Raw genomic sequence first — 22,001 nt, forward strand, 5'->3', positions numbered from 1 at the left:
TCGTGACTCCGCGTCCGCCGGGGGTAGCGGGCTTGGATGCGACTGACGTACACCTCCGATCTGTGGTGGAAGAACGCCGTCGTCTACTGCCTGGACGTCGAGACGTTCAAGGACGGCGACGGCGACGGCGTCGGCGACTTCCGCGGGCTGACGCAGCGGATCGACTATCTCGCCGGCCTGGGCGTGACCTGCCTCTGGCTCATGCCGTTCTTCCCCACCCCCAACAAGGACGACGGGTACGACATCACCGACTTCTACCGCGTGGACCCGCGGCTGGGAACGCTGGGCGACTTCGTGGAGTTCATGCGCACCGCCCACGACCGAGGGCTCCGGGTGATCGCGGACCTGGTCGTCAACCACACCTCTGACCAGCACCCCTGGTTCAAGGAGTCGCGGTCGGGCAAGGACTCGCCCCTGCGCGACTGGTACGTCTGGTCCGACACCCCCGAGCCGGACGACCCCGAGCAGATCATCTTCCCCGACAAGGAGGACAGCGTCTGGGAGTACGACGAAGGGTCGGGACAGTACTACCTGCACACCTTCTACCGGCACCAGCCGGACCTGAACATCGCGAACCCCGAGGTACGGGACGAGATCACGCGCGTGCTCGGCTTCTGGATGGAGCTGGGGCTGGCCGGGTTCAGGGTGGACGCGGTTCCGTACCTCATCGAGAACGTCGACCCGGAACTCGCGAACCCGCACGACTTCCTGGCGGACCTGCGGGCGTTCATGACCCGCCGCCAGGGCGGGTCGATCCTGCTCGGCGAGGTCAACCTTCCCTACAAGGACCTGATGACCTATTTCGGCGAAGGGCTCGGCGACCAGGTCACCGTGTGCTTCGACTTCGTCGGCATGCAGAAGGCCTGGCTCTCGACGGCCCGCGGTGACGCCCGCCCGCTGGCCGACGCCCTGCGCGAGCGCCCGAAGCCGCCGAAGGACTGTCAGTGGGCCATGTTCCTGCGCAACCACGACGAGCTCACCCTCGACAAGCTCAGCGACGAGGAGCGCCAGGAGGTGTTCGCGGCGTTCGGGCCGGACAAAGACATGCAGATCTTCGGCCGCGGGCTGCGGCGGCGGCTGCCGGGCATGCTCGGAGGCGACCTGCGCCGGGTCAAGCTGGCCTACAGCCTGCTGTTCTCACTGCCAGGTACGCCGGTGATCTTCTACGGCGAGGAGATCGGCATGGGGGAGAACCTCGCCTTGGAAGGCCGCATGGCGGTCCGCACGCCGATGCAGTGGGCGCCGGACGGGAGCTTCGGCTCCGCGGAGCCGAAGCGCGCGATGCCGGACGGCCCCTTCGCACCGGAACGGGTGAACGTGGCCGCGCAGAGGAGAGACCCCGACTCGCTGCTGCGCTGGTTCCAACTGCTCATCGAGCGTTACCGGGAGTGCCCGGAGCTGGCGTGGGGCGACTGCACCGTGCTCGACCCAGTGCTCGACCCAGTGCTCGACCCCGGGCGCGGCACCGGCGCGAACGCGGTCTTCGCGCACCGGTGCGACGCCGGCGGGGCGACGATGGTGATCGTGCACAACCTCGGCGACACGGCGTGCGACGTGGAGCTGACGCTGCCGGGGCTGGAGGGCTCCCGGCTCACCGACCTGCTGGTGGACGGCACGCTTGAGGTCTCGGGGGAGGGCACGGTGCGGGTGGCGCTCGACCCGCACGGCTGCCGCTGGTTGCGGGCCTTCGCTCCGGGAGCGTCGCCGGAGGACGCCTCGGCCAAGGCCATGTGAGCCGCCGGGCCGGCCCCGCTGACGGTCACAGGTAGGACGGCCCGGTGACCCGGTGCCGGAACGTCCACCACACCCATGCCTGCGCCGCCACGAGCAGCGGCATCATGGTGAGCACGACAGGCACCAGCACCACGCCCGCGCTGCCCGGATCCAGCGGGAGCCGCAGCCCGGCCAGCACCCCGACCGTGACCAGCGCCGCCGAGGTCAGCGCGTACGTGCGCGCCTCCCCGGCCCCGCCGGACAACACGGCCGCCCGCGCCCGGAGCCCGCCGCGGAGCCGCAGCGACGCGAAGGCCATGCCGTGCGTGCCGAACAGCGCGGCCACCACCAGCGCCGGCAACAGCGCGAACGGCCCGGTGATGCCGAGCAGCACGTGCCCGAGCAGCAGGCCCCAGCTCAGCGCCAGCCCCCAGCTGCCGGCGACGATCGCGCCGTCCCAGAACGCCTGCCAGCGCGCCCCCGGCACGCGCCCCCGCAGCCACAGGCCCATGTCGCGGACCACCCACGCCAGCAGCAGCACCACGACCACCGTGTGGTTCCCGCTCAGCAGCTCGCCCTCCAGCTCGGGGAAGAGCCCCGCGAGCACGCCCGCCGTGGCCACCAGCCACACCTCGTTGCCGAGGAAGAACGGCGCGATCGCGGCGATCACCTCGCGCCGTTCCGCCGCGGATCTGCCCAGGTACGGCAGCGCCATGCCGACCCCGATGTCGGCGCCGGCCAGCACCAGGTAGCCCAGCGCGAAGAAGGCCAGGATGAAGATCTCCATGACGGCTCCTCAGAAGGTAGGGGCGGGAACGGGCGCCTCGATCGGGCGGTCGCCGAGCAGCACGGCGTCCGGCCCGCGCCGGGCGTGCCGCGCCAGCAGCCAGTAGTTGACGGCGATCAGCACGGCGAACACCGTGAGGAAGGCGACCACGGAGAACCGCATCTGCCCGGCCGACACCGGAGACATCGCCTCCGACGTCCTCAGCAGCCCGTACACCGTCCACGGCTGGCGTCCGAACTCGCGGAAGGCCCAGCCGGCGAGCATGGCGAGGAACGGGACGGGGATCATCAGCGTCATCAGCCAGTGCCAGAGCCTGAACCCGCGTACGACCGGACGGAAGAGCATCAGCAGGCAGCTCAGCCCCGCGAAGAACATCATCAGCGCGAACAGCAGCATCATCGTCGTGCCGCTCGTCTGCACCCACTCCACCGGAGGCAGGTAGTCGCCGGGCCCGTGCGCGGCCACCATCTCCGCCTGGGCTTCCGCGAGCCGTGAGTCGTCGCCCGACCAGGCCGCCAGCTTGGCCGGCTGCATCGTCTCGAACCCCAGCCCGCCGAACGTCGCGGTGACGAAGACGGCCGGCAGCGCCACCCCCATCCCGATCCGCAGCGACTTGCGGAAGACGTCCTGCTCGGCGGTGCGCCTGCGCAGGTGGTACGCGCTCACCCCGGCCATGAAGAACCCGCCGACGACCATCCCGGCGCTGACGACGTGCCAGAACGCCACCTGCGCCGCCGGGTTGGCCACCATCGCCCCGAAGTCCGCCAGCCGCATCCTGCCGCCCTCCAGCACGTGGCCCACCGGGTTCTGCAGGAAACCGTTCGCCACCATGATCCAGAAAGCCGACGCGTACGCGGTCAGCGTCACGACCCAGATCAGCGCCAGGTGCGCCCACCGGTTCAGCTTGTTCCAGCCGAAGATCCACAATCCCAGGAACGTGGACTCGATGAAGAACGCCACCAGCGTCTCGATCGCCAGCGCCGAGCCGAACACGTCACCCGCGTACTCCGTCAGCCCGCTCCACGACAGCCCGAGCTGGAACTCCATCACCAGGCCGGTGACGATGCCCATCGCGTAGTTGATGATGTACAGCTGGCCCCAGAACCGCGTCATCCGCAGGTGTACGGGGCTGTTGCCGAAGGTGGCCCGCGTCTGGACGACCGCCAGCAGGGTCGCCAGGCCGAGGGTCAGCGCCACGAAGAGGAAGTGCGAGCCCGCAGTGATCGCGAACTGCAGGCGGGCGAGGTCAACGGTGTCCATGCCGAAAGCCTGCGCGTACGGCCTGGGCGGCGGCGTCATGCTCCGGCGGGCACCTGGTTTACACCCCGGGTCGCATGGACCCGCCGGGCGTACCCCTCAGGGCGTAAGCCACCTCCGCCGCTCCGGGGTGTGCGGGGTGTCCCCGCAGGTCGGGGTGTCCCCGCAGGGTCAGGAGGTGAGCCAGCCCGGGGTGATCATGCCGGCTTCGTACGCGATGATGACGAGCTGGGCCCTGTCGCGTACGGACAGCTTGGTCATGATGCGGCTGACGTGCGTCTTCGCCGTGGCGGGGCTGAGCACGAGCCGGGCGGCGATCTCGTCGTTGGACAGCCCGGCCGCCACCAGCCCCATGACCTCGCGCTCGCGATCGGTGAGCGCGTTGAGCTCGGGGCCGGGCTCGGGGCGCTTGACCCGGCCGGCGAACTCGGCGATCAGCCGCCGCGTGATGGACGGTGCGATCAGCGCGTCGCCCCTGGCCACGACCCGGACGGCGTGGATCAGCTCGGCCGGCTCGGTGTCCTTGACGAGGAAGCCGCTCGCGCCGGCCCGCAGCGCGCCGTAGACGTAGTCGTCCAGGTCGAACGTGGTCAGGATGATCACCTTGACGCCTTCGAGCCGGGGGTCGCCGGCGATCTGGCGGGTGGCTTCCAGGCCGTCGAGCTCGGGCATGCGGATGTCCATGAGGACCACGTCGGGCTGGAGCTCGCGGGCGCCCTGGACGGCCGCCGTGCCGTTGGGCGCCTCGCCCACGACCTCGATGTCGTCCTCGTCGCTGAGTATCGACCGGAACCCGGCACGCACCAGGGTCTGGTCGTCGGCGAGCAGCACGCGGATCATCACAGCCCCTTCGCCGGCAGCCGGGCGAGGACGCGGAAGCCGCCTTCGGATCGTGGCCCCGCCTCCAGGGTGCCGCCCAGCACGGTCGCGCGCTCGCGCATGCCCGTCAGGCCGAAGCCGCTGCCACCGTCGTAGGAGGCGCCCGGCCCGTCATCCTCCACGCAGATCTCGATCTTTCCGAATCTATTGCTGATCTTCAAGTTTGCCTCGTTCGTGCCTGAATGGCGGGATACGTTCGTCAGGGCTTCCCTGACGATGCGGGCGGCCGCCAGGTCGACCTCGGTCGGGAGCGCGTCGAGCGATCCGGACAGCTCGGTGCGTACCTTGAGCCCGGACGCCTCGACCAGCGCGTCCACCCGCGCCAGGCTGTCGGCCGGCGCGGTCGGCGCGTCCTCGTCGACCTGGCGCAGCACGCCCAGGGTGGTGCGCAGCTCGCGCAGCGTCTCCTTGCTGGTGTCCTTGATCGTCCGCAGTGCCGTCTCGGCGTCCTCGGGCCGCTTCCTCAGCCCGTGCAGCGCCGCCGCGGCCTGCACGTTGATCATGGAGATGTTGTGGCCGAGCACGTCGTGCAGCTCTCTGGCGATGCGCAGGCGTTCTTCTCCCGCCCGCCGCCTGGCCTCCTCGTCCTTGCTGCGCAGGGCGTCGAGCGCGTGCCGGCGCGCCTCCATGAGGTAGGCGCGCCGGTTGCGGGTGACGCCGCCGAAGGCGATGGCCGCCACCACCCATCCGGTGATCATCAGGAACGCGCCGTCGTCCACGTGCCTGACCCCGCCGGTCTCGCCGAGCCCCATGCCGAGCAGCGCCGCCGCCCCCGCGACGATGGCCGCGGTGAGATGCCCCTTGTCCGCGGCGGTGTAGAGGGCGAACAGCGGCAGCGCGATGAGCGGCCCGTCTGCCGACGCCCACGGGTAGTAGGCGCCCGTCGCCGCGATCACGATGATCAGCGCCGCGACGGGGTAACGCTCCCGCAGCAGCAGGCCGGCCGAGGCGATGACCGGCAGCACGACGTCGGAAGCGTTGAGCCGGCCGGAGCCGCTCAGCAGCAGGGTGAGGACGATTCCTGCCAGCACCGCGGCGATCATGGCGAGCGACACGAGTGTGCTCTTCGACGGCCTCCGCATGGCCCCCATTCTGTACGTCCCCGTCAAAGCCGGGTAATCGCCGCCGTCCCTGTGGGTAGAGCCGGTGAATGAGCACTAAGGACGAGCTCCGGCAGGTCGAAGAGGATCTGGCCCGGTTGCGCGCCGAGAACCAGGACATCCGCGACCAGATCCGCGACATGGGCGCGACCGACCAGGTGGAGATCTCCGCCATGATCAGCCAGGCGGACGAGCAGGTCGAGCTCATCGCCGGGCTCGAACGCCGCCGCGACAACCTGCGCAGGCGGCTGGAGGAGGGCGAGGGCTGACCGGGCGCCCTCTCCAGGCGCCCGGCCGGTCATCGCAGCGCGGCCCCGACCTCGTGCAGGTGCCGAAGCGCCTGCCCGTACGACGTGACGAGCCCGGTCTGCAGGTAGTCGACGCCGATCTCGGCGCAGTACGCCTGGACGATCGGCTGCGCCCTGCGCAGGTTGGGCGCCGGCATGTTCGGGAACAGATGGTGCTCGATCTGGTAGTTGAGCTGGCCGAGTGCCACGTCGGTGAACCAGCCGCCCTTGACGTTGCGCGAGGTCAGCACCTGCTTGCGGAGGAAGTCGAGCTTGTCCTCTTTGGTCAGCACGGGCATGCCCTTGTGGTTGGGCGCGAACGAGAGGCCCAGATAGATCCCGAACAGCCCCTGGTGCACGATCAGGAACGCCAGCGCCTTGCCGAGCGGCAGGACGGTGAAGACCAGGCCGAAATAGAGCACGAAGTGCACGACGATCAGGCTGAGCTCGGTCGTACGCCGCTTGGCGGCCGGCTTGAGCAGCGCCTTGACGCTGGCGACGTGCAGGTGCCAGGCCTCCAGGGTGAGCAGCGGAAGAAACCAGAAAGCCTGATATTTCGCGACAAAGCGGGGAATGCCGCTGCTTTTGGCGACTTGGTCCTCCGACCAGACGATCACGGCGGGCGACACGTCCGGATCGTGGTCCTCGTGGTTGGGGTTGGCATGGTGCCGGTTGTGCTTGCTGGTCCACCATCCCCAGCCGAGCCCGAGGCCGAAATTGCCGATCAGCAGCCCGGCGACGTCGCTCGGTCGCCGCTTCTTGAAGACCTGCCGGTGCCCGAGGTCGTGGGCGAGAAAGCCGAGTTGCGCGAAGACCACGGCCATCGCGGCCGCGACCAGAAGCTGCAACCAGGAGTCGCCCACCCAGGCGAACAGTGCCCAGCAGCCGAGATAGATCACGGCTGCGATGCTCATCCTGACGGCGTAATAAAGGGGACGCCGGTCAAGGAGACCCGCGTCCATGATCCGATGGGCGAGTCGGGCGAAATCGCTGCCCCGAGTGTCGAGCGTGCCAGGACTGACCACAGGTCTCCTTACCTCGCGGTGCAAGTTGCCTAAACCATCGCGCATCCGCCGCCAAACCGGAAGCGTGACGTTGCCGTAACCTGGAGAGGTGATCTACGCCACTACGCCACTGACCCCCGCAATACGCGAAGCCGTGGCCCTGACCTGGGGCTTAACCGGTGAGGGCGAGCGGCTGCACGGTGGCGAGGAGTCCGCCGCCTACCGCCTCGACGGCCATGTGATCAGGGTCGGCCCCGCCGGGCGCGACCCCGCCGAATCCGAGTGGTGCCACGCGATCGCCAGGCACGCCGCCGCCACGCTGCGGGAGGCGCTCGCCCCCGTTCTTACCCCCGGTGGGACGACGGTCATCACGGTCGAGGGCCGCCCGATCTCCTGCTGGCCGCACGTCGACGGGGCCTGGCCCGACTCCGGGGCGCCGGCGCAGCGCGTGGCCGGCGCCCGCCTGCTGGCCCGGCTGCACCGGTCGCTGGCCTGCTGCCGGCCCGGCCCGCGCCCGGTGCCCGCCTTTCAGGAGTCCGGCCTGTACGGCGACCCGCCCCACGACGCCGCCGGGCTGGACGACCCGCAGCTCGACCGCTGGCTGGCCGGCTTCCACGCCCGGCATCCGCTGCGCCACCCGCTGCACGGCGACTTCTACGCCGGCAACACGCTCGCCAGAGACGGCACGATCGTGGCGGTGCTCGACTGGGACGAGTGCTTCGTCGGGGCACCCGAGATCGACCTGGCGGCGGCCGCGCTCGAATGGGGAGACGACCTGGCGGGTCCGAGCAAGGAGTTCGTCGACGCCTACCACGAGGCGGGCGGCACGGCCTCCCGGCTCGACGGGGAGTCGCTGGCCCAGCTCGTCCGCCACAAACTGCGCAGGGAGTACGCCTACTTCCACAAGGCCGCCCGCTCCGGGGTCGAGCACGACCAGGACGATCTCGACTACCACCGCGCCAGGGTCGAGCTGTTCCACCGCCTGCGCCCCTGACAGCGGCGGGCTCAAGGGCCCAGCCGCTCCCGCAGCAGCTCGACGGACAGGTGCGGCACCGTGGCCTCGCCGAACTCCGGCAGCCCCACGACCAGCTCGCCCTCGGCGATCCGCAGCCCTGCCCGCTCCGAATAGCCCCTGCTGCGCCGCGGCCCGATGGTGTAGAACGTGCCGGTGCCGTAGTCGATCCGCACGCTCTCCAGCGATGGCCGCGCGCTGGCCAGGCACGCTCCCATGGGCAGCCCCAGGTCGGTCCACGACGTCCTCGTGTGGGCGTGGCCCGCCACGACGAGTGCGGGCTCGACGTGCGCCTCCAGCACCCCCCGCGCCATCGAGGCGTCCCGCTGCGACCAGTCGCCGGTGAACATCCCCCCGTCGAAGAGCGTGACCCGCAGCCCCGGGATCGCCATGAACGTCGCGAAGTGCCCGGCCGTCACGCGCCCGTCGCCGATCCACCACAGCGGATGGTCGAGCCCCGTCCCGCTGCTGAGAAAGGCGTTGAGCTGCGGTTGCAGGTCGGCCGGCCATTCCAGGGCCAGATCGGTCAGGCCGAGGGCCCGCATGAGACCGAGGATGATCAGCGGGTTCTCCTTGACGCCGTGCATCTCGCCGAGCAGCAGCAGCCCGGCCTCGTTGATCGAGCGCCTGGCCCGGTCGAGCGCGGGGGTGTCGACGGCCAGCTCGTACGCGTTTGTGTCGAACTCGGTCACGGCCTTCAGCAGGCCTTCCAGCGTGTCGATGCCCGGCATGCCTCCACATTCCGCGCACCGGCCCGTCCGCGCAACAGCGGTCAGGAGAAGACCTTGGCCTTGAGCGAGGGGAATCGCTGGACCAGGCGCAGGAAGCCCTTGAACCCCATGCGCGCCACCCGGCTGTCGTCGATGAACTGCTCGGCCGAGCGCAACGAGTCGCGTACGGCGGCGAAGCCGTACTCGCGCATTCGGGCCTCGTAGCGGGCGATGGCCGCGACAGGGTCGCCACCGCTCGTGGGCCCGCTCGTGTGCCCGCCGGAGGTCGCGCCCGTGCGCGAGCCCGCGAGCGCGCGCGTCAGCTCGGCGCGGAGCAGGCGGGCGTCGCGGAGGGCGGTGTTCGCGCCGATGCCACGCATCGGGGTCATGCTGTGGATGGCGTCGCCGATGAGGGTGATGGTGGAGGCCGGCCACGGGTCGATCGGGATCGAGGTGCGGATCGGCAGGAGGGTGACGGTGCAGGGGTCGGTCATGTCGACCAGCCTGCGCAGGTCGGGATGCCAGGAGCTGATCATGCCGGCTACGGTGCCCTGAAGTTGTGACCCCGACATCTCCGTAATATCCATCGGGAAGCGGCCTGCGGTCGCGCCGAACGCCCACAGGATGTAGCTGCTGGTGTTGTCCATCAGCGCGCTCTCCTGCTCGGTCACCCCGATCCCGCCGTACGTCACGGCCTCGCCCAGGTCGTGCGGGGCCGTGAACAGGCCCATGCCCCTGGGCGGGATGATGGTGTTCGGCCCGTCGGCCAGTCGCGGGGCCACGAGCCTCCTGGTCGCGTCGGTGAGCGGGAACTTGCCCGCGACCGTGGTGATCCCGGTGTCCACCCGTCTGGCGTGCGGCAGGTGCTGCTCACGGACCCGCGAGTTGCCGCCGTCCGCGGCGACCACGATGTCCGCGTCCTCGCTGGCGCCGTCGGCGAAGAAGAGCCGGATCCGCCCGTCAGGCAGCCTTTCGTACCGCTCGTACGTCTTCCCGAACCGTACGACGTCGTCCAGGCCGGACAGCAGCACCTGCCTGAGCGTGATGCGGCTGACCGAGTGGTGGTCGTCGGCGGGGTCGCCGGCCTTGGGCGTTTCGAGCAGTGCGACCAGGTTCAGCCGTTCGGTGAGGAAGCCGAAGTCCTGGCCGCCCCGTCCGGTCGTGGCCAGAAAGGCCTCCCACAGGTGGGAGGGCAGGCAGTCATGCAGCGCGCGGGCGCCGTGCGGGTCGATGTGCACGCGGTAGCCCTGCAGCCGGTCGGAGGGGGTGCGGTCCCGCTCGTGAACGGTCACGTCGAGACCGGCTTTGCGCAGCCCCTGGGCCAGGCAGAGCCCGCCGATCCCGCCACCGATGATCGCGATGTGAGGTGTCATGCGAGCAATAGTCATCCGCTTGGCTGATTCTGTCAACCAAACAGATGGATGATAATCTGCCGACCATGAGACGAGCACCGGAGGAGAAGCAGCGCGACCCCGAGCGCACGAAGGCCCGCATCCTGCAGGCGGCGCTCGAGGAGTTCGCCGCGAAGGGGTTCGCGGGGGCGCGGGTCGGCGAGATCGCCGCCAGAGCCGGCGTCAACAAGCAGCTGATCTCGTACTATTTCGGCGGCAAAGAGGGCCTCTACCAGGCGCTGAACGCACGATGGCACGTGGAGGAGAGCACCTTCGCGGACCCCGCGTCAGAGCTCGCCGAACTGGTCGCCGGCTACGTGCGGGCCAACTCCTCCCGCCGCGACTACGGCAGGCTGATGCTCTGGCAGGGGCTCACGGACGACGGCCCGCCCGACCCGGCGTTCGTGGCCGACGTCCGCCGCGACCTCGAGCACCTGCGCCGGCGCCAGCAGGACGGCGAGTTCCCCGCAGACCTGGACCCCGGTGCCGTCCTGGTTGCGCTGTTCTCCATGGCCGCGGCCGGCATCACCTTCCCCCAGCTCATCCGCGCCGTCTGGGACGACGACCCGGCCTCACCGGAGTTCGCCGAGCGTTACGCGCGGGAGATCCGGAAACTGGTCGGCCACCTGCGCACCGTTCCCGCTCCATAAGACCCTCGCCGCGCGCGGGCGGTGGATCGATGATCCTCTCACCGGCTCGACGGGCACATCGCTCAGGCGCCGGGTGTGCGGGTGCGGCCGAGGCCGGGGTGAGGTCAGGGGCAGCGGACGATCATTCCCGCATAGGACAGGTTGCCGCCGAAGCCGAACAGCAAGATCGGCGCCCCGCGGCGGACCTCACCGCGTTCGAGGAGCTTCGACAGCGCCAGCGGTACGCTCGCGGCAGAGGTGTTGCCCGATTCCACCACGTCACGCGCGATGATCGCGTTGACCGCGCCGAGCTTCTTGGCGATGGGCTCGATGATGCGCAGGTTCGCCTGGTGCAGCACCACAGCGGCCAGTTCCTCGGGGGTCACGCCGCCGCGTTCGCACGCCTGCCGCGCGATCGCGGGGAGCCGGGTGGTGGCCCAGCGGTAGACGCTCTGGCCGTCCTGGGAGAAGCGTGTGGGCGTGCCCTCGATCCGTACGGACCTGCCGAGCTCCGGGACCGACCCCCACACGACCGGTCCGATCTCCGCGTCGGGAGCGGCGCTGACCACGGCCGCGCCCGCGCCGTCACCCGTCAGCACGCACGTGGTCCTGTCGGTCCAGTCGGTGACCGCGGTCATCTTCTCGGCGCCCACGACCAGGGCGTTCGTCGCGGCGCCCGCGCGGATCGTGTGGTCGGCGACGGCCAGGGCGTGGGTGAAGCCCGAGCACGAGACGCCGACGTCCATCAGGGCGGGGGAGGGCACTCCGAGCGCGGCGGCGACGCGGGAGGCGACGTTGGGGGCGCGCTCGGTCTGCGTGCAGGTGGCGACGAGTACGAGGTCGATGTCGGACGCGTCGAGCCCGCTGCCGGCCAGGGCTTTGGCGGCGGCGTTGGCGGCGAGGTCGGACACGCTCTCGTCGGGCCCGGCGACGTGCCTGGTGCGGATCCCCACCCGCTGGGTGATCCACTCGTCGTTGGTGTCCACCATGGTCGCTAAATCCCCATTAGTAAGGATTTGTGCGGGCTGGTAGTGACCTGTGGCGACGAGTCGTGATCCAGTCATGGGGCGGACTATAGCTCCCGCCTCCGCGAAGCGACACGAAGGGCTTCGACCGGGGCCCGGCTGCGGACGGGGGCAGCGGGCATCGCGGGCCGGTGTCCTCTCGACGGCCGGTCCCGGGTGGTGAACCTGCCGGACTAGTCCGCCGACAACCGGTCGAAGATCGCGAGCGCCGCCGTGCGCACCTCTGCCGGGGTGAGCCCGTCCAGCGTCTTCCTGGCGTCGGTGATGTCGCGGGTCGTGGCGAGTGTGATGGCCACGGACGAGGCGGCGGCGCGGTCGATCGATCCCGTCGGGGCGGCGTCGGCCAGCTGCTGGGCGCTCGCGGCGAGGTCGAGGTTGTCTTTCAACGGATCTCCTCGGGTGAAGGCGGCTCGGGCCATTGCATCATTTGACATCGTGCAGCATCCACCATTCGGTGAATTCCCGGCACCGCCCGTCCGGCGCGAAACGGATGACCCAGAGGTTGCTATACGTTCTATCCGGATATGTCGTGACCCCTTGGATGATGCTCACGTCGTCCGTCACGCACACCGGATGCCACTCGAACGTGGCATCGCCCGGCTTGTCCTGCTGCGCCAGCCATCCCGAGACGATCGCGTCGTGCCCCTGCCAGGGCGAGCTGTACGGCTCGGTGTAGTAGACGGCGTCCTCGGTGAACAGCGCGGAGATGTCGCCGGGATCGTTGGAGTTCCAGGCTCGTACGTACCCCTCGATCCACGCGCGCGGCGCGACCATGTGCTATCCCCTCAACGGATCGTGACCCACGGACATGAGCTCGCGCCGCGACTCGTCGTCCGTCCGGTCACCCATCGTCTCGACGAGGTCGACGACCTGCCGCATCACGTCGAGATCGGCGCTGGTCAGGTCGCCCTTGCGCTTGCTCAGGACGTGCAGCACACCCCGGCCGAGCTCGTCGATGCCCAGGTCAGGGTCGGGCGGGAAGCCCTCCTCGTCGGAGGCGTCGGCGAGCAGATACGCGCGCAGTTCCTCGGAGTTCATGTTGACCGTCCGGTGGAACTCTTCCCACAACATCTCGGTGTCGAAACCCTCAGTCATGGAGCCCCGCCTACCCGCGAGCCCGCGCGTTACGCCCCTGCTCAAGGCCACTGTCGGGCGGTGGTCATGCGGCCCGTGGGAGTGCGGTCACGCCACCCCGTCGGCGAGCCTGGCGACGGAGTCGGCCACGCGCCTCCGCCGGGTCTCCGGCTTCTTCGCGCCCTCGACGAGGAGCACGTAACGCCTCTGCCGTGAGTACGACAGGCTTTCGAAGAACGCCCTGGCCTCGGGAGCTCGGCCGAGCGCCTCCGCCAGGTCGGCCGGCACCGACACCTGCCTGGGCGCGGTGTCGAGCGCGATGTCCACCTCGGCCTCGTCGCCTGCGGACAGCCCGGCGCCCTGCCGGTTCTCGGCGCTCAGGGGCACCATGAACCGCCCGCCCATCGTCGCCACCGTGCTGCGGTAGGAGTGGGAGCCGATGGTGACGGTCACGGCGGGCCGCCGGCCGCCACCGAGTTCTTCGACGACCTCGGCCGGGACCTCGAAGCCCGTGGCGGTCTTGCCGGCCAGCTCGATCCTGGTGCGGAACCTCATCACATACCTCCGGAAAAGGGGCGGGGGAGCAGGTCAGCGGAAGAACTCCGTCAACACGGGCGCCAGCGCCGCCGGCTTGACGATGTGGGTCTGGCCGTCGAGCGTGCGGTGCTCGGCGCTGGGCAGCAGGTCGGCCAGCGACCTGGCGGCGTTGCGGATCCACGGCTTGCTCTTGCCGCCGTCCATGACGAGCGTGGGCGTCTTGACCGCGGCCCAGCTCGACTCGGGGTAGGGCTCGCCCTTCTCGTACGGCGCCACGAACGCCGCGTCGTGCGGCAGCGTGTGTGCCACCGACTTGAGCGTGGACCAGGCCGGCATGAACCGCATCATGGTCACGACCATGCCCGGCAGCCCGACGCCCGTGCGCATGAAGTAGCGCACCGCGTCGGCGCGGCGGCCGGCGGCCACCAGCTCGTTCAGCGTGCGCTCGTAGCCGGCGGGGATGGCGGGGCGGGTGCCGTCGACGATGAAGGGCGGTTCGTACAGCGCCAGCTTCTCGACCGGCACTCCCGCATCGGCGGCGGCCAGCGCGAGGGCGGCCCCTGACGACGTGCCGTACAGCCGCACCGGGCCGCCCGTCCCTGCGGCGAGCTCGGCGAGCGCGGCGAGGTCCTCGATCTCGCGCTCCGTCGTGTACGGCGGGGTGTCGCCGCTCTCGCCTCGCCCGCGCCTGTCGTAGGTGTAGACCGTGAAGTCGCCGGCCAGGGCGGTGGCCAGGCCGGTGTTGATGCTCTGCGCGCGGAAGCTGAGCGCGCCGTCCACGAGGATGACGGCGGGGCCCTGGCCGGCGCGGGTGTAGGCGATGGTGGTGCCGTCGGCCGAACGTACTGTGCTCATGCGTCGAACGTAGAGCCGACAAAAAAATTTGTCAAGGCAGGTCACGGTCGTATCTCGGTCGGGCACGGGCGTATTCAGGAACGCCGCCCAGCGCTCCGTACGGACGGGATGTGCCGCGAAGGAGGGGACGGCGCGTGCCGCGGCGGGAATGCGCGGTCTGCCAGCCACGCACCTGGCACCCGCGGCACGCGCCGCGGACCTGCGCGCACGGGGCCCGCGCAGGCAGGAAGCGCACGAGGGCCCGCGCCGGAGAGCGCGGGCCCGCGCGTCCGGATCAGGGGCGTGCGGGACGGGCGCGCCGGATCGCGGGCATGGGACTCGCGCCGGTCAGGCGCGCGCGGGCCCGGTGCTGCCGCGCGGCGTGAGCACGGCCGCCTGATCCTGGTAGGGGGGCACGCTCTCGCCGGAGATGAGGGCGAGCAGCCGCTGGGCGGCGTGCGCGCCGTAGGCGGGGATGTCGCGGGTGAGCGCGGTCAGCGGCGGCCGGACGACCTGCGCCAGCGGCGAGTCGTCCCAGGCCACGATGGACAGGTCGCGCGGCACCTCCACCCGCATCTCCTGCGCCACCGACAGGCCGGCCACGGCCATGATGTCGTTGTCGTAGACGATCGCCGTCGGCCGGTCGGGCGAGCTGAGCAGCCGCCTGGTGGCCCTGGCGCCCTCCTCGCCGGTGTAGTCGGTGTGCACGACGACGTGCTCGGCCACGCCCTCGCAGGCCTGCGCGAACGCCTGGTCGCGCACGGTCGTGTGGACGAGCTCGGGCAGCCCGGCGACCCGCGCGAGGCGGTGGTGGCCGAGCGCCCGCAGGTAGCCCACGGTCTCGCGGACGGCCTCGCCGTCGTCGGACCAGACGGCCGACAGCGAGCCGGACTCCGAGGGGTGGCCGATCACCACGACCGGCATGCCGAGCCGCTCGAGCTCGGCCACGCGGGTGTCGGCATAGTGCAGGTCGACGAGGAACGCGCCGTCGATGCGGCTCTCGCCCCACCAGTGCCGGTAGACCTCGCTCTCCTGCTGGTGGCTGGTGACGACCTGGAGCAGCAGCGCGTAGGAGCGGTCGGCGAGCACACCCTCGATGCCGGAGATCAGCTCCATGAAGAACGGCTCGACGCCCAGGATGCGGGCGGGCCTGCAGAGCGCGAGGCCGACGCAGTTGGCCCTGGCGCCGTTGAGCGCCCGGGCCGCGCTGTTGGGCCGCCAGCCGATCTCGTCGGCGATGGCGATGATCCTGGCCCGCGTCGCCTCCGACACCCCGGGCTGCCCGTTGAGCGCGTAGGAGACCGCCACCTTGGACACTCCCGCCCGGCTGGCGATGTCGGCGATCGTCGGTCGCTTCACGGACGTCCTCTCCTGAACCGGATAACCCTCTCCACTGTAGGCCACCGGCATCCAGCTGCCCTGTGTGCCTCCGGAGGAGACATTAACCGTTTAAGCCAGGTACGTCACATGCGCTTTCCGGCGGAGGTCAGGAGACGCCGGGCGGGGAGGTGGAGTCTCTGATCACGAGCTGGCAGGGCATCTTGTGCACCCCGGGCGTGGCCCTGCCGTCGATGGCCGCGAACAGGTGCTGCGCCGCCGTCCGCCCGAGCAGCTCCAGATTCATGTCGACCGTCGTCAGCGCCGGCCGGGTCTCCGTGGACAACACCTCCCAGTTGTCGTAGCCCACCACCGCGATGTCGTCGGGCACCCGCCGCCCGCGCTCGCGGGCGGTCTCCACGAAGCCGGCCGCGATCTGGTCGCTGCCGCAGAACACCGCGTCGATCTCCGGCTCGGCCATCAGCAACATCTCGGCCGCGTGCCGCCCCCACCGCTGGGACCACGCCCCGGACAGCGTCTGCCCGGCCTGCTCAAGGCCGGCCTCCGCGAGCGCCAGGCGCAGCCCCTCCTCGCGGTCGCGGGCCGCCTTGTAGTGCGCGGGGCCCGTGACGTGCGCGATGCGGCGGCGGCCCAGCGCCAGCAGGTGGTTGACGGCCATCGCCGCCGCCCCCACGTCGTCGGGCACGAACGACACGTCGGCGGGGTCCTCCGACGGGCCGTAGGCGTAGACGACGGGGACCGGCAGGTCCTTGCTCACCGAGGGGCGCGGGTCGGTGCTCTCGCCCACCACGATCAGCCCGTCGACCCGGCGTGACAGCAGCGCGCGCACGTGGTGCTGCTCCCTGATCGCGTCGCCGCGCGCGTCGCAGAGCAGCACGGCCATCTCGCCGGCCCCGAACGCGTCCTCCGCGCCGAGCAGCACCGGGATGCCGAACCGTCCGACGCTGTCGGAGGTCAGCAGCCCGACCGTGCGGGTCTGCCCGGACAGCAGCCCTCTGGCCAGGGCGTTCGGCTGGAAGGAGAGCTCCGCCGCGGCGGCGAGCACGCGCTCGCGCGTCGCCGCCCGCACATCCTGGCGCCCGTTGAGCGCCTTGGACGCCGTGGCGATCGAAACCCCCGCCAGCGAGGCCACATCATTGATGGTCGCCCGCTTACCCGCCATGTTTCGAAACCCTTTTCGTCACCTGTGAACTGCATGGCACCCTAACATCCATTGACATGGGGTCATGTTTCTTCTACGTTTCCGAAAACCTTTAAGTCCAGGAGCACATCATGAGACGAAGGCTGGCCGGGATCTCACTCCTCGGCGTGTTAGCGCTCACAGCAGCGGCCTGCGGCAGCGGCGGCGGCTCGCAACCGGCGGACGGTCCCGTGACGATCACCATGTGGACCCGCGCGGCCACCCAGGCGCAGAGCGAGCGCCTGGTCAAGGCCTACAACAGCAGTCACAAGAACCAGGTCAAGCTCACCGTCATACCGACCGACAACTACCAGCCACGCATCGCCGCCGCGGCCGGCGCCAAGCAGCTTCCCGACGTCTTCGCGGCCGACGTCATCTTCGTCCCGAACTACACCTCCCAGGGCCTGTTCATGGACGTCACCGACAGGATCGCGGCCCTGCCGTACAAGGACGATCTCGCGCCCTCGCACATGAAGCTCGGCACCCTCGACGGCCGGCAGTACACCCTCCCGCACACGCTCGACCTGTCGGTCTGGTTCTGGAACAAGGACCTCTACACCAAGGCCGGGCTCGATCCGGAGAAGGGGCCCGCGACCCTGAAGGAGTTCGCCGAGCACGCCACCACCATCCAGGACAAGCTCGGCAAGGACGGCAAGGTGCACGGCACCTTCTTCGGCGGCAACTGCGGCGGCTGCTACGTGTTCACGTTCTGGCCGTCGGTGTGGGCGGCAGGCGGGCAGGTCATGAACCCCGAGGGCACCACCTCCCTCAACGACCGGCCGGCCATGACCGAGGTCTTCAAGATCTACCGCGAGCTGTACGAGAACAAGGTCACGGGCCCGACGACCAAGGAGGAGCAGGGGCCGACCTGGACCGGCTTCTTCCCCAAGGGCGAGATAGGCGTCATGCCGATGCCCTCGACCATGCTCGGGCTGATGCCCGAGGACATGAAGATCGGCGTCACCGCGATCGCCGGGCCCGACGGCGGCGAGTCGACGTTCGTCGGCGGCGACTCCATCGGCGTCTCCGCCACCTCCGAGCACGCGGACGCGGCCTGGGAGTTCCTGTCCTGGACGGTCTCCGACGAGGCGCAGGTCGAGATCATGGCCAAGAACAAGGACGTGGTTGCCCGCACGGACCTGGCCGGCAACAAGTACTCCGCCGAGGACCCGCGCGTGGAGCTGATCAACTCGCTGGTCGCCAAGGGCCGGACGCCGTACGCGCTGCGCTTCGGCCAGACCTTCAACGACCCGCAGGGGCCGTGGCTGCGGCTGGCCCGCGAGGCGGTGTTCGGTGACGCCTCGAAGATTCCCCAGCTCAACGCCGAGATCACGAAGTCGCTGCAACAATGACGTTGACGAGCGCCCGATCCCTGCGGCGGCCGGCCCGCCCGGCTCCGCCCGCACGGTGGCGGAGCAGGAAGGCGCAGGGCTGGCTCTACGCGGCCCCGACCGCCGCCATCGTGGGCGTGCTGTTCGTCGCCCCCCTGGTGCTGGTCGTCTGGATGTCGCTGAACCGCTGGCCGCTGCTCGGCCCGGCCCGGTTCAACGCCCCCGGCAACTACCTCAAGATCGCCGACAACGCGCTCTTCGTCGACGCGGTGTTCTTCACGCTCAAGTACACCGCGATCACCACGGTCCTGCTGTCGGCCGTCGCGCTCGGCCTCGCCCTGCTCGTGCAGGAGCGCGGGCCGGGCATCGGCTTCTTCAGGACCGCGTTCTTCCTGCCGGGGGCCGTCGGCTTCGCCGCCGCCGGGCTGCTGTTCTACGGCATGCTGAACAACGACTTCGGCCCCATCGACCCCATGCTGCAGGCGCTGGGCATCACCAGCGAGCCCGTCAGGTGGATCGGCACGCCCGACATGGCGCTGTTCTCCACGATCGCGCTGGTGCTCTGGCGCTTCGCCGGGTTCAACATGCTCATCCTGCTGACCGGCCTGCAGGCGATCCCCGTCGAGGTCTACGAGGCCGCGAGGAGCGACGGGGCCGGCCGCCGGCAGATCTTCACCAAGATCACGCTGCCGCTGCTGCGCCCGACGCTGGCGCTCATGCTGATCCTCAGCGTCACGGGCTCGCTGCTGGCCTTCGACCAGTTCTTCGTCTTCACCAGCGGCGGCCCCGACAACAGCACGGTCTCCATGGTCATGGTCATCTACCGGGCCGCGTTCTTCCGCTTCGACCTCGGCGGCGCGGCGGCGATGTCGGTCGTGCTGCTCGTGGCCCTCGTCGGGCTCAACACGCTGATGATGCGGAGGCTTCGGTGAGCCGGTATCTCACGCTGTCCGCCCTGGCGGTGCTGTTCCTGTTCCCGCTGGTGTGGAGCGGGTACGCGTCGCTGGAGGAGCCGTCCAACTACCTGGAGATGGCACGCTTCGGCGAGGGCGTCGGCACGTACGCGACCAACAGCGTGCTGGTGTCGTTCATGACGGTGGCGGGCACACTGGCCGTCTCGGCGCTCGGCGGCTACGGTTTCGCCCGCTTCGACTTCCCGGGCAAGAACCTGTTGTTCCTGGCCACGCTGGCGATCCTCATGGTGCCGTACGCGACGATCCTGATCCCGCTTTACGTCCTGCTCGGCTATCTCGGCCTGCAGAACTCCCTGGCCGGGCTCTCGCTGGTCTTCGTGATGTTCCAGCTGCCGTTCGCGCTGTTCATGATGCGCAACGCGTTCGAGGCGGTGCCGCGCGAGCTGGAGGAGGCCGCGCTGGTGGACGGCTGCGGCACGTTCACGGCCTTCTCCAGAATTCTGCTGCACGCCGTGCGGCCCGCGCTGGTCACGGTGGGCCTGTTCGCGTTCCTCGCCTCGTGGAACGACTTCTTCGCACCGCTCATCCTGCTGAACGACGGCGCGTCGTTCACCCTGCCGGTGGCCGTGGTCAGCATGACGTCGCAGACCATGGGCGCGATCGACTACGGCATGCTCCAGTCGGGCGTCATGGTCATGGCGATCCCCTGTCTCATCCTCTTCATCGTGCTGCAGCGCCACTACGTGCGCGGATTCATGTCAGGAGCTCTGCGTGGCTGACCCCGTCGTGCCCTCATCGGGCGTCCTCTCCCCGCTCGGCCTCGACGCGGTACGGCTGTCGCCCGGTTTCTGGGGTGACCGGGTCGCGCTGAACCGCGAGGTCACCATCGCCCACTGCCAGGAATGGGAGGAACGCGAAGGCTGGATCGGCAACTTCCGCGGCGAGCGCCCCCGCCGGGGCCGGGAGTTCAGCGACTCGGAGATCTACAAGCTGCTGGAGGCCATGGCCTGGGCGGACCATCCGGGGCTGCCCGCGCTGGCGGAGACCGTGGCCCGGGCCCAGGAGGGCGACGGCTACCTCAACACCCGCTGGTCCGGCAGCCGCTACACCGACTTCGCGTGGGGGCACGAGCTCTACTGCTACGGCCACCTCATCCAGGCCGGGGTCGCCCGGCTGCGCGTGCATGGCGAGGACCGGCTCACGGAGGTCGCCGTCAGGGCCGCCGACCACGTGTGCCGCCGCTTCATGGAGGGCACGGAGACGTGCGGGCACCCCGTGATCGAGATGGCCCTCGTCGAGCTCTACCGCGCGACCGGGACCGAGCGTTACCTGGAGATGGCCCGCCGCTTCGTCGAGCGGCGCGGCCTGCCCGCGCTGGCCGACATCCCCTTCGGCCGCGCCTACTACCAGGACGACCTGCCCGTCAGGCGGGCGCAGGTGTTCCGCGGCCATGCGGTCCGCGCGCTCTACCTCGCCTCGGGCGTGGTGGACGTGGCCGTCGAGACCGGCGACGAGGAGCTGCTTAAGGCGGTCGAGGCGCAGTGGGAGCGCACGGTCGCGCGGCGCACCCACCTGACCGGCGGGATGGGGTCGCGGCACGCCGACGAGTCGTTCGGCGAGGACTACGAGCTGCCGCCGGACCGGGCCTACAACGAGACGTGCGCGAGCATCGCCTCCATCATGCTGTCGCACCGGCTGCTGCTGGCCACCGGCGACGCCCGGTACGCCGACCTGGCCGAGCGCACGCTGTACAACATGCTGGCCACGGGGGTCGCCCTGGACGGCCGGTCGTTCTTCTACGCCAACCCGCTGCAGGTGCGGGTGCCCGCGGTACCGCTGGAGGGCGTCAACCACGCTCCCGAAGGCGGGCTGCGCTCGCCGTGGTTCGACGTGTCCTGCTGCCCGAACAACATCGCCCGCACGATGGCGTCGTTGCCCGCCTACGTCGCGACCTCCTCGGCCGGCGGGATCCAGATCCACCACCTCACGCCGTCGGAGATCCGGCACGGGCGGCTGGCGGTCAGGGTCGAGACCGGCTACCCGTGGACCGGCTCGGTGCGCGTGCGGGTGCTGGAGGGCGGTCCTGGAGGCATCACGCTGCGCGTGCCGGCCTGGGCTTCGGGCGCGACGATCGTGCACGTGCCCGCGCCGGCTCCCGGAGCGCCGCCTCCCGGCGACCCCGCGGTCAGGCCGGCCTCTCCCGGCTACGTCTCCGTGGAGGGGCCGTGCCGGGCCGGCGACGAGATCCGGCTGGAGCTGCCGATGGCGCCCCGGTGGACGTTCCCCGACCGGCGGATCGACGCGCTGCGGGGGAGCGCCGCGGTCGAGCGAGGGCCACTGGTCTACTGCGCGGAGTCGGTGGCCGACGAGCCGCCGCTCGGCGACCTGGCCGCGCGGGTCGGGCCGCCCGTGGAGCGCGAGATGGACGGCGTGGTCGAGCTGGAGGTGGCGGCGGCGCTCGGCTCAGGGGGCGACGGCGGCTGGCCGTACGCGCCGGTCGCCGGCGGCCGGGCGGGCGGCGCGGACGTCACGCTGCGGCTCGTGCCCTACCACCGGTGGGGCAACCGCGGCCCCGCTACCATGCGGGTCTGGCTCCCGATCTGACCTGGAGATGCCCATGCGTAAACGGCTTGCCTGCCTGGCGGCGTTAGCGCTCACAGCCTCCCTGGCGTGCCCGTCACGGTGACCTCGCCCTACGCGAAGACCTCCGACGGTGACCGGAAGCTGACCCGGACCCCGTCTCGACCTCCAAGCTCCGCGTCCAACTGGAGTCGGGCGCGGCGTTGGTCGGGCTGCTGGAGCGGAGGGTGTACGCGATCCCGCCCGACTCGGTGCGTCCCGTGTACGTCCCGACTTCGGCTGGAATGCGCGCTGCAGGTTTGGGAGTTGGCGCTGTCGGCGGGTCCAACGCGTAGACGGTAGCCGCCCAGCCGGGTGGGTGACGCAGAACGTGAAGATCTGGAGTGGCGCCGGGACAACTAACTCGCTAACACAGAGGA

At 70.4% G+C, this 22,001-nt stretch carries 23 protein-coding genes; 8 read left to right on the forward strand and 15 right to left on the reverse strand.

The genetic code is table 11. The features are described from left to right. The first annotated feature begins 36 nt into the window (after positions 1–36). Positions 37–1,734 carry an alpha-amylase family protein gene (locus tag ACTWPV_RS13785; RefSeq protein WP_443152031.1) on the forward strand — a complete coding sequence of 566 codons (1,698 nt, stop codon included), beginning with the start codon at positions 37–39 and terminating at the stop codon, positions 1,732–1,734. A gap of 25 nt (positions 1,735–1,759) precedes the next feature. On the opposite strand, the gene ACTWPV_RS13790 is transcribed toward ACTWPV_RS13785, so the two are convergent. From ACTWPV_RS13790 to ACTWPV_RS13805, 4 genes are all read right to left on the reverse strand, one after another. Further along, a complete protein-coding gene (locus tag ACTWPV_RS13790; protein WP_347645640.1) occupies positions 1,760–2,500 on the reverse strand; it encodes a cytochrome d ubiquinol oxidase subunit II in 741 nt (246 codons plus the stop codon). A gap of 9 nt (positions 2,501–2,509) precedes the next feature. After that, entirely contained in the window at positions 2,510–3,760 is a 1,251-nt protein-coding gene (locus ACTWPV_RS13795) for a cytochrome ubiquinol oxidase subunit I (RefSeq protein WP_347645641.1), read from the reverse strand. A 168-nt stretch (positions 3,761–3,928) separates the two neighbouring features. Continuing rightward, on the reverse strand, positions 3,929–4,597 hold the full coding sequence (locus ACTWPV_RS13800) for a response regulator (RefSeq protein WP_443152032.1): 669 nt from the start codon (positions 4,595–4,597) through the stop codon (positions 3,929–3,931). Beyond that, positions 4,597–5,718 carry a sensor histidine kinase gene (locus tag ACTWPV_RS13805; protein WP_443152033.1) on the reverse strand — a complete coding sequence of 374 codons (1,122 nt, stop codon included), beginning with the start codon at positions 5,716–5,718 and terminating at the stop codon, positions 4,597–4,599. The genes ACTWPV_RS13800 and ACTWPV_RS13805 overlap by 1 nt, the downstream gene beginning before the upstream one ends. A 68-nt stretch (positions 5,719–5,786) precedes the next feature. Between ACTWPV_RS13805 and ACTWPV_RS13810 the strand changes: the two genes are divergently transcribed. Next, complete coding sequence (locus ACTWPV_RS13810) at positions 5,787–6,005, forward strand: hypothetical protein (protein WP_347645644.1); 219 nt, start codon at positions 5,787–5,789, stop codon at positions 6,003–6,005. Between the two features lie 29 nt (positions 6,006–6,034). Here the strand turns inward: ACTWPV_RS13810 and ACTWPV_RS13815 are convergent, their stop codons facing one another. Then, on the reverse strand, positions 6,035–6,937 hold the full coding sequence (locus ACTWPV_RS13815) for a fatty acid desaturase family protein (RefSeq protein ID WP_443152034.1): 903 nt from the start codon (positions 6,935–6,937) through the stop codon (positions 6,035–6,037). A 199-nt stretch (positions 6,938–7,136) separates the two neighbouring features. Between ACTWPV_RS13815 and ACTWPV_RS13820 the strand changes: the two genes are divergently transcribed. After that, on the forward strand, positions 7,137–8,021 hold the full coding sequence (locus tag ACTWPV_RS13820) for a phosphotransferase enzyme family protein (protein ID WP_443152035.1): 885 nt from the start codon (positions 7,137–7,139) through the stop codon (positions 8,019–8,021). 11 nt (positions 8,022–8,032) lie between these two features. On the opposite strand, the gene ACTWPV_RS13825 is transcribed toward ACTWPV_RS13820, so the two are convergent. Then, entirely contained in the window at positions 8,033–8,770 is a 738-nt protein-coding gene (locus tag ACTWPV_RS13825) for a hypothetical protein (protein ID WP_443152036.1), read from the reverse strand. Between the two features lie 41 nt (positions 8,771–8,811). Beyond that, positions 8,812–10,122: an FAD-dependent oxidoreductase gene (locus ACTWPV_RS13830; protein ID WP_443152037.1), complete on the reverse strand. Its 1,311-nt coding sequence runs from the start codon at positions 10,120–10,122 to the stop codon at positions 8,812–8,814. A gap of 65 nt (positions 10,123–10,187) precedes the next feature. On the opposite strand from ACTWPV_RS13830, the gene ACTWPV_RS13835 reads away from it, so the two are divergent. Further along, complete coding sequence (locus tag ACTWPV_RS13835; RefSeq protein ID WP_443152038.1) at positions 10,188–10,790, forward strand: TetR family transcriptional regulator; 603 nt, start codon at positions 10,188–10,190, stop codon at positions 10,788–10,790. A 104-nt stretch (positions 10,791–10,894) separates the two neighbouring features. Here ACTWPV_RS13835 and ACTWPV_RS13840 read toward each other — a convergent pair whose 3' ends face one another. The 8 genes from ACTWPV_RS13840 to ACTWPV_RS13875 all read right to left on the reverse strand — a co-directional run bounded on the left by ACTWPV_RS13840 (position 10,895) and on the right by ACTWPV_RS13875 (position 16,739). After that, the gene (locus ACTWPV_RS13840) at positions 10,895–11,833 is read right to left on the reverse strand and encodes a beta-ketoacyl-ACP synthase III (RefSeq protein WP_347645650.1); all 939 of its coding nucleotides are present in this window, start codon (positions 11,831–11,833) and stop codon (positions 10,895–10,897) included. A gap of 134 nt (positions 11,834–11,967) precedes the next feature. Beyond that, the gene (locus ACTWPV_RS13845) at positions 11,968–12,180 is read right to left on the reverse strand and encodes a hypothetical protein (RefSeq protein WP_347623622.1); all 213 of its coding nucleotides are present in this window, start codon (positions 12,178–12,180) and stop codon (positions 11,968–11,970) included. A 37-nt stretch (positions 12,181–12,217) separates the two neighbouring features. After that, positions 12,218–12,568 (reverse strand): YybH family protein, encoded by a 351-nt coding sequence (locus ACTWPV_RS13850; protein WP_443152039.1) that lies wholly within the window; start codon positions 12,566–12,568, stop codon positions 12,218–12,220. Between the two features lie 3 nt (positions 12,569–12,571). After that, the gene (locus ACTWPV_RS13855) at positions 12,572–12,889 is read right to left on the reverse strand and encodes a DUF3140 domain-containing protein (protein WP_443152040.1); all 318 of its coding nucleotides are present in this window, start codon (positions 12,887–12,889) and stop codon (positions 12,572–12,574) included. Positions 12,890–12,976: 87 nt separating this feature from the next. Further along, complete coding sequence (locus ACTWPV_RS13860) at positions 12,977–13,423, reverse strand: YdeI/OmpD-associated family protein (protein ID WP_443152041.1); 447 nt, start codon at positions 13,421–13,423, stop codon at positions 12,977–12,979. A 33-nt stretch (positions 13,424–13,456) separates the two neighbouring features. Next, positions 13,457–14,260 carry an alpha/beta fold hydrolase gene (locus ACTWPV_RS13865; RefSeq protein ID WP_443152042.1) on the reverse strand — a complete coding sequence of 268 codons (804 nt, stop codon included), beginning with the start codon at positions 14,258–14,260 and terminating at the stop codon, positions 13,457–13,459. A 327-nt stretch (positions 14,261–14,587) separates the two neighbouring features. Continuing rightward, positions 14,588–15,598, reverse strand: a complete 1,011-nt coding sequence (locus tag ACTWPV_RS13870) for a LacI family DNA-binding transcriptional regulator (protein ID WP_443152043.1) — start codon at positions 15,596–15,598, stop codon at positions 14,588–14,590. 127 nt (positions 15,599–15,725) lie between these two features. After that, positions 15,726–16,739 carry a LacI family DNA-binding transcriptional regulator gene (locus ACTWPV_RS13875; RefSeq protein WP_443152044.1) on the reverse strand — a complete coding sequence of 338 codons (1,014 nt, stop codon included), beginning with the start codon at positions 16,737–16,739 and terminating at the stop codon, positions 15,726–15,728. 110 nt (positions 16,740–16,849) lie between these two features. Between ACTWPV_RS13875 and ACTWPV_RS13880 the strand changes: the two genes are divergently transcribed. The 4 genes from ACTWPV_RS13880 to ACTWPV_RS13895 are packed head-to-tail and all read left to right on the forward strand — an operon-like array spanning position 16,850 to position 21,606. Further along, complete coding sequence (locus ACTWPV_RS13880; RefSeq protein WP_443152045.1) at positions 16,850–18,109, forward strand: ABC transporter substrate-binding protein; 1,260 nt, start codon at positions 16,850–16,852, stop codon at positions 18,107–18,109. After that, complete coding sequence (locus tag ACTWPV_RS13885) at positions 18,106–19,020, forward strand: carbohydrate ABC transporter permease (RefSeq protein ID WP_443152046.1); 915 nt, start codon at positions 18,106–18,108, stop codon at positions 19,018–19,020. The genes ACTWPV_RS13880 and ACTWPV_RS13885 overlap by 4 nt, the downstream gene beginning before the upstream one ends. Continuing rightward, positions 19,017–19,781 (forward strand): carbohydrate ABC transporter permease, encoded by a 765-nt coding sequence (locus tag ACTWPV_RS13890; RefSeq protein ID WP_347645658.1) that lies wholly within the window; start codon positions 19,017–19,019, stop codon positions 19,779–19,781. The genes ACTWPV_RS13885 and ACTWPV_RS13890 overlap by 4 nt, the downstream gene beginning before the upstream one ends. After that, complete coding sequence (locus ACTWPV_RS13895; protein ID WP_443152047.1) at positions 19,774–21,606, forward strand: glycoside hydrolase family 127 protein; 1,833 nt, start codon at positions 19,774–19,776, stop codon at positions 21,604–21,606. Before ACTWPV_RS13890 ends, ACTWPV_RS13895 begins: the two co-directional genes overlap by 8 nt. Positions 21,607–22,001: the final 395 nt, after the last annotated feature.

Source organism: Nonomuraea sp. KM88, assembly GCF_052245635.1.
In the GTDB taxonomy this organism is placed as follows: Bacteria; Actinomycetota; Actinomycetes; order Streptosporangiales; family Streptosporangiaceae; genus Nonomuraea.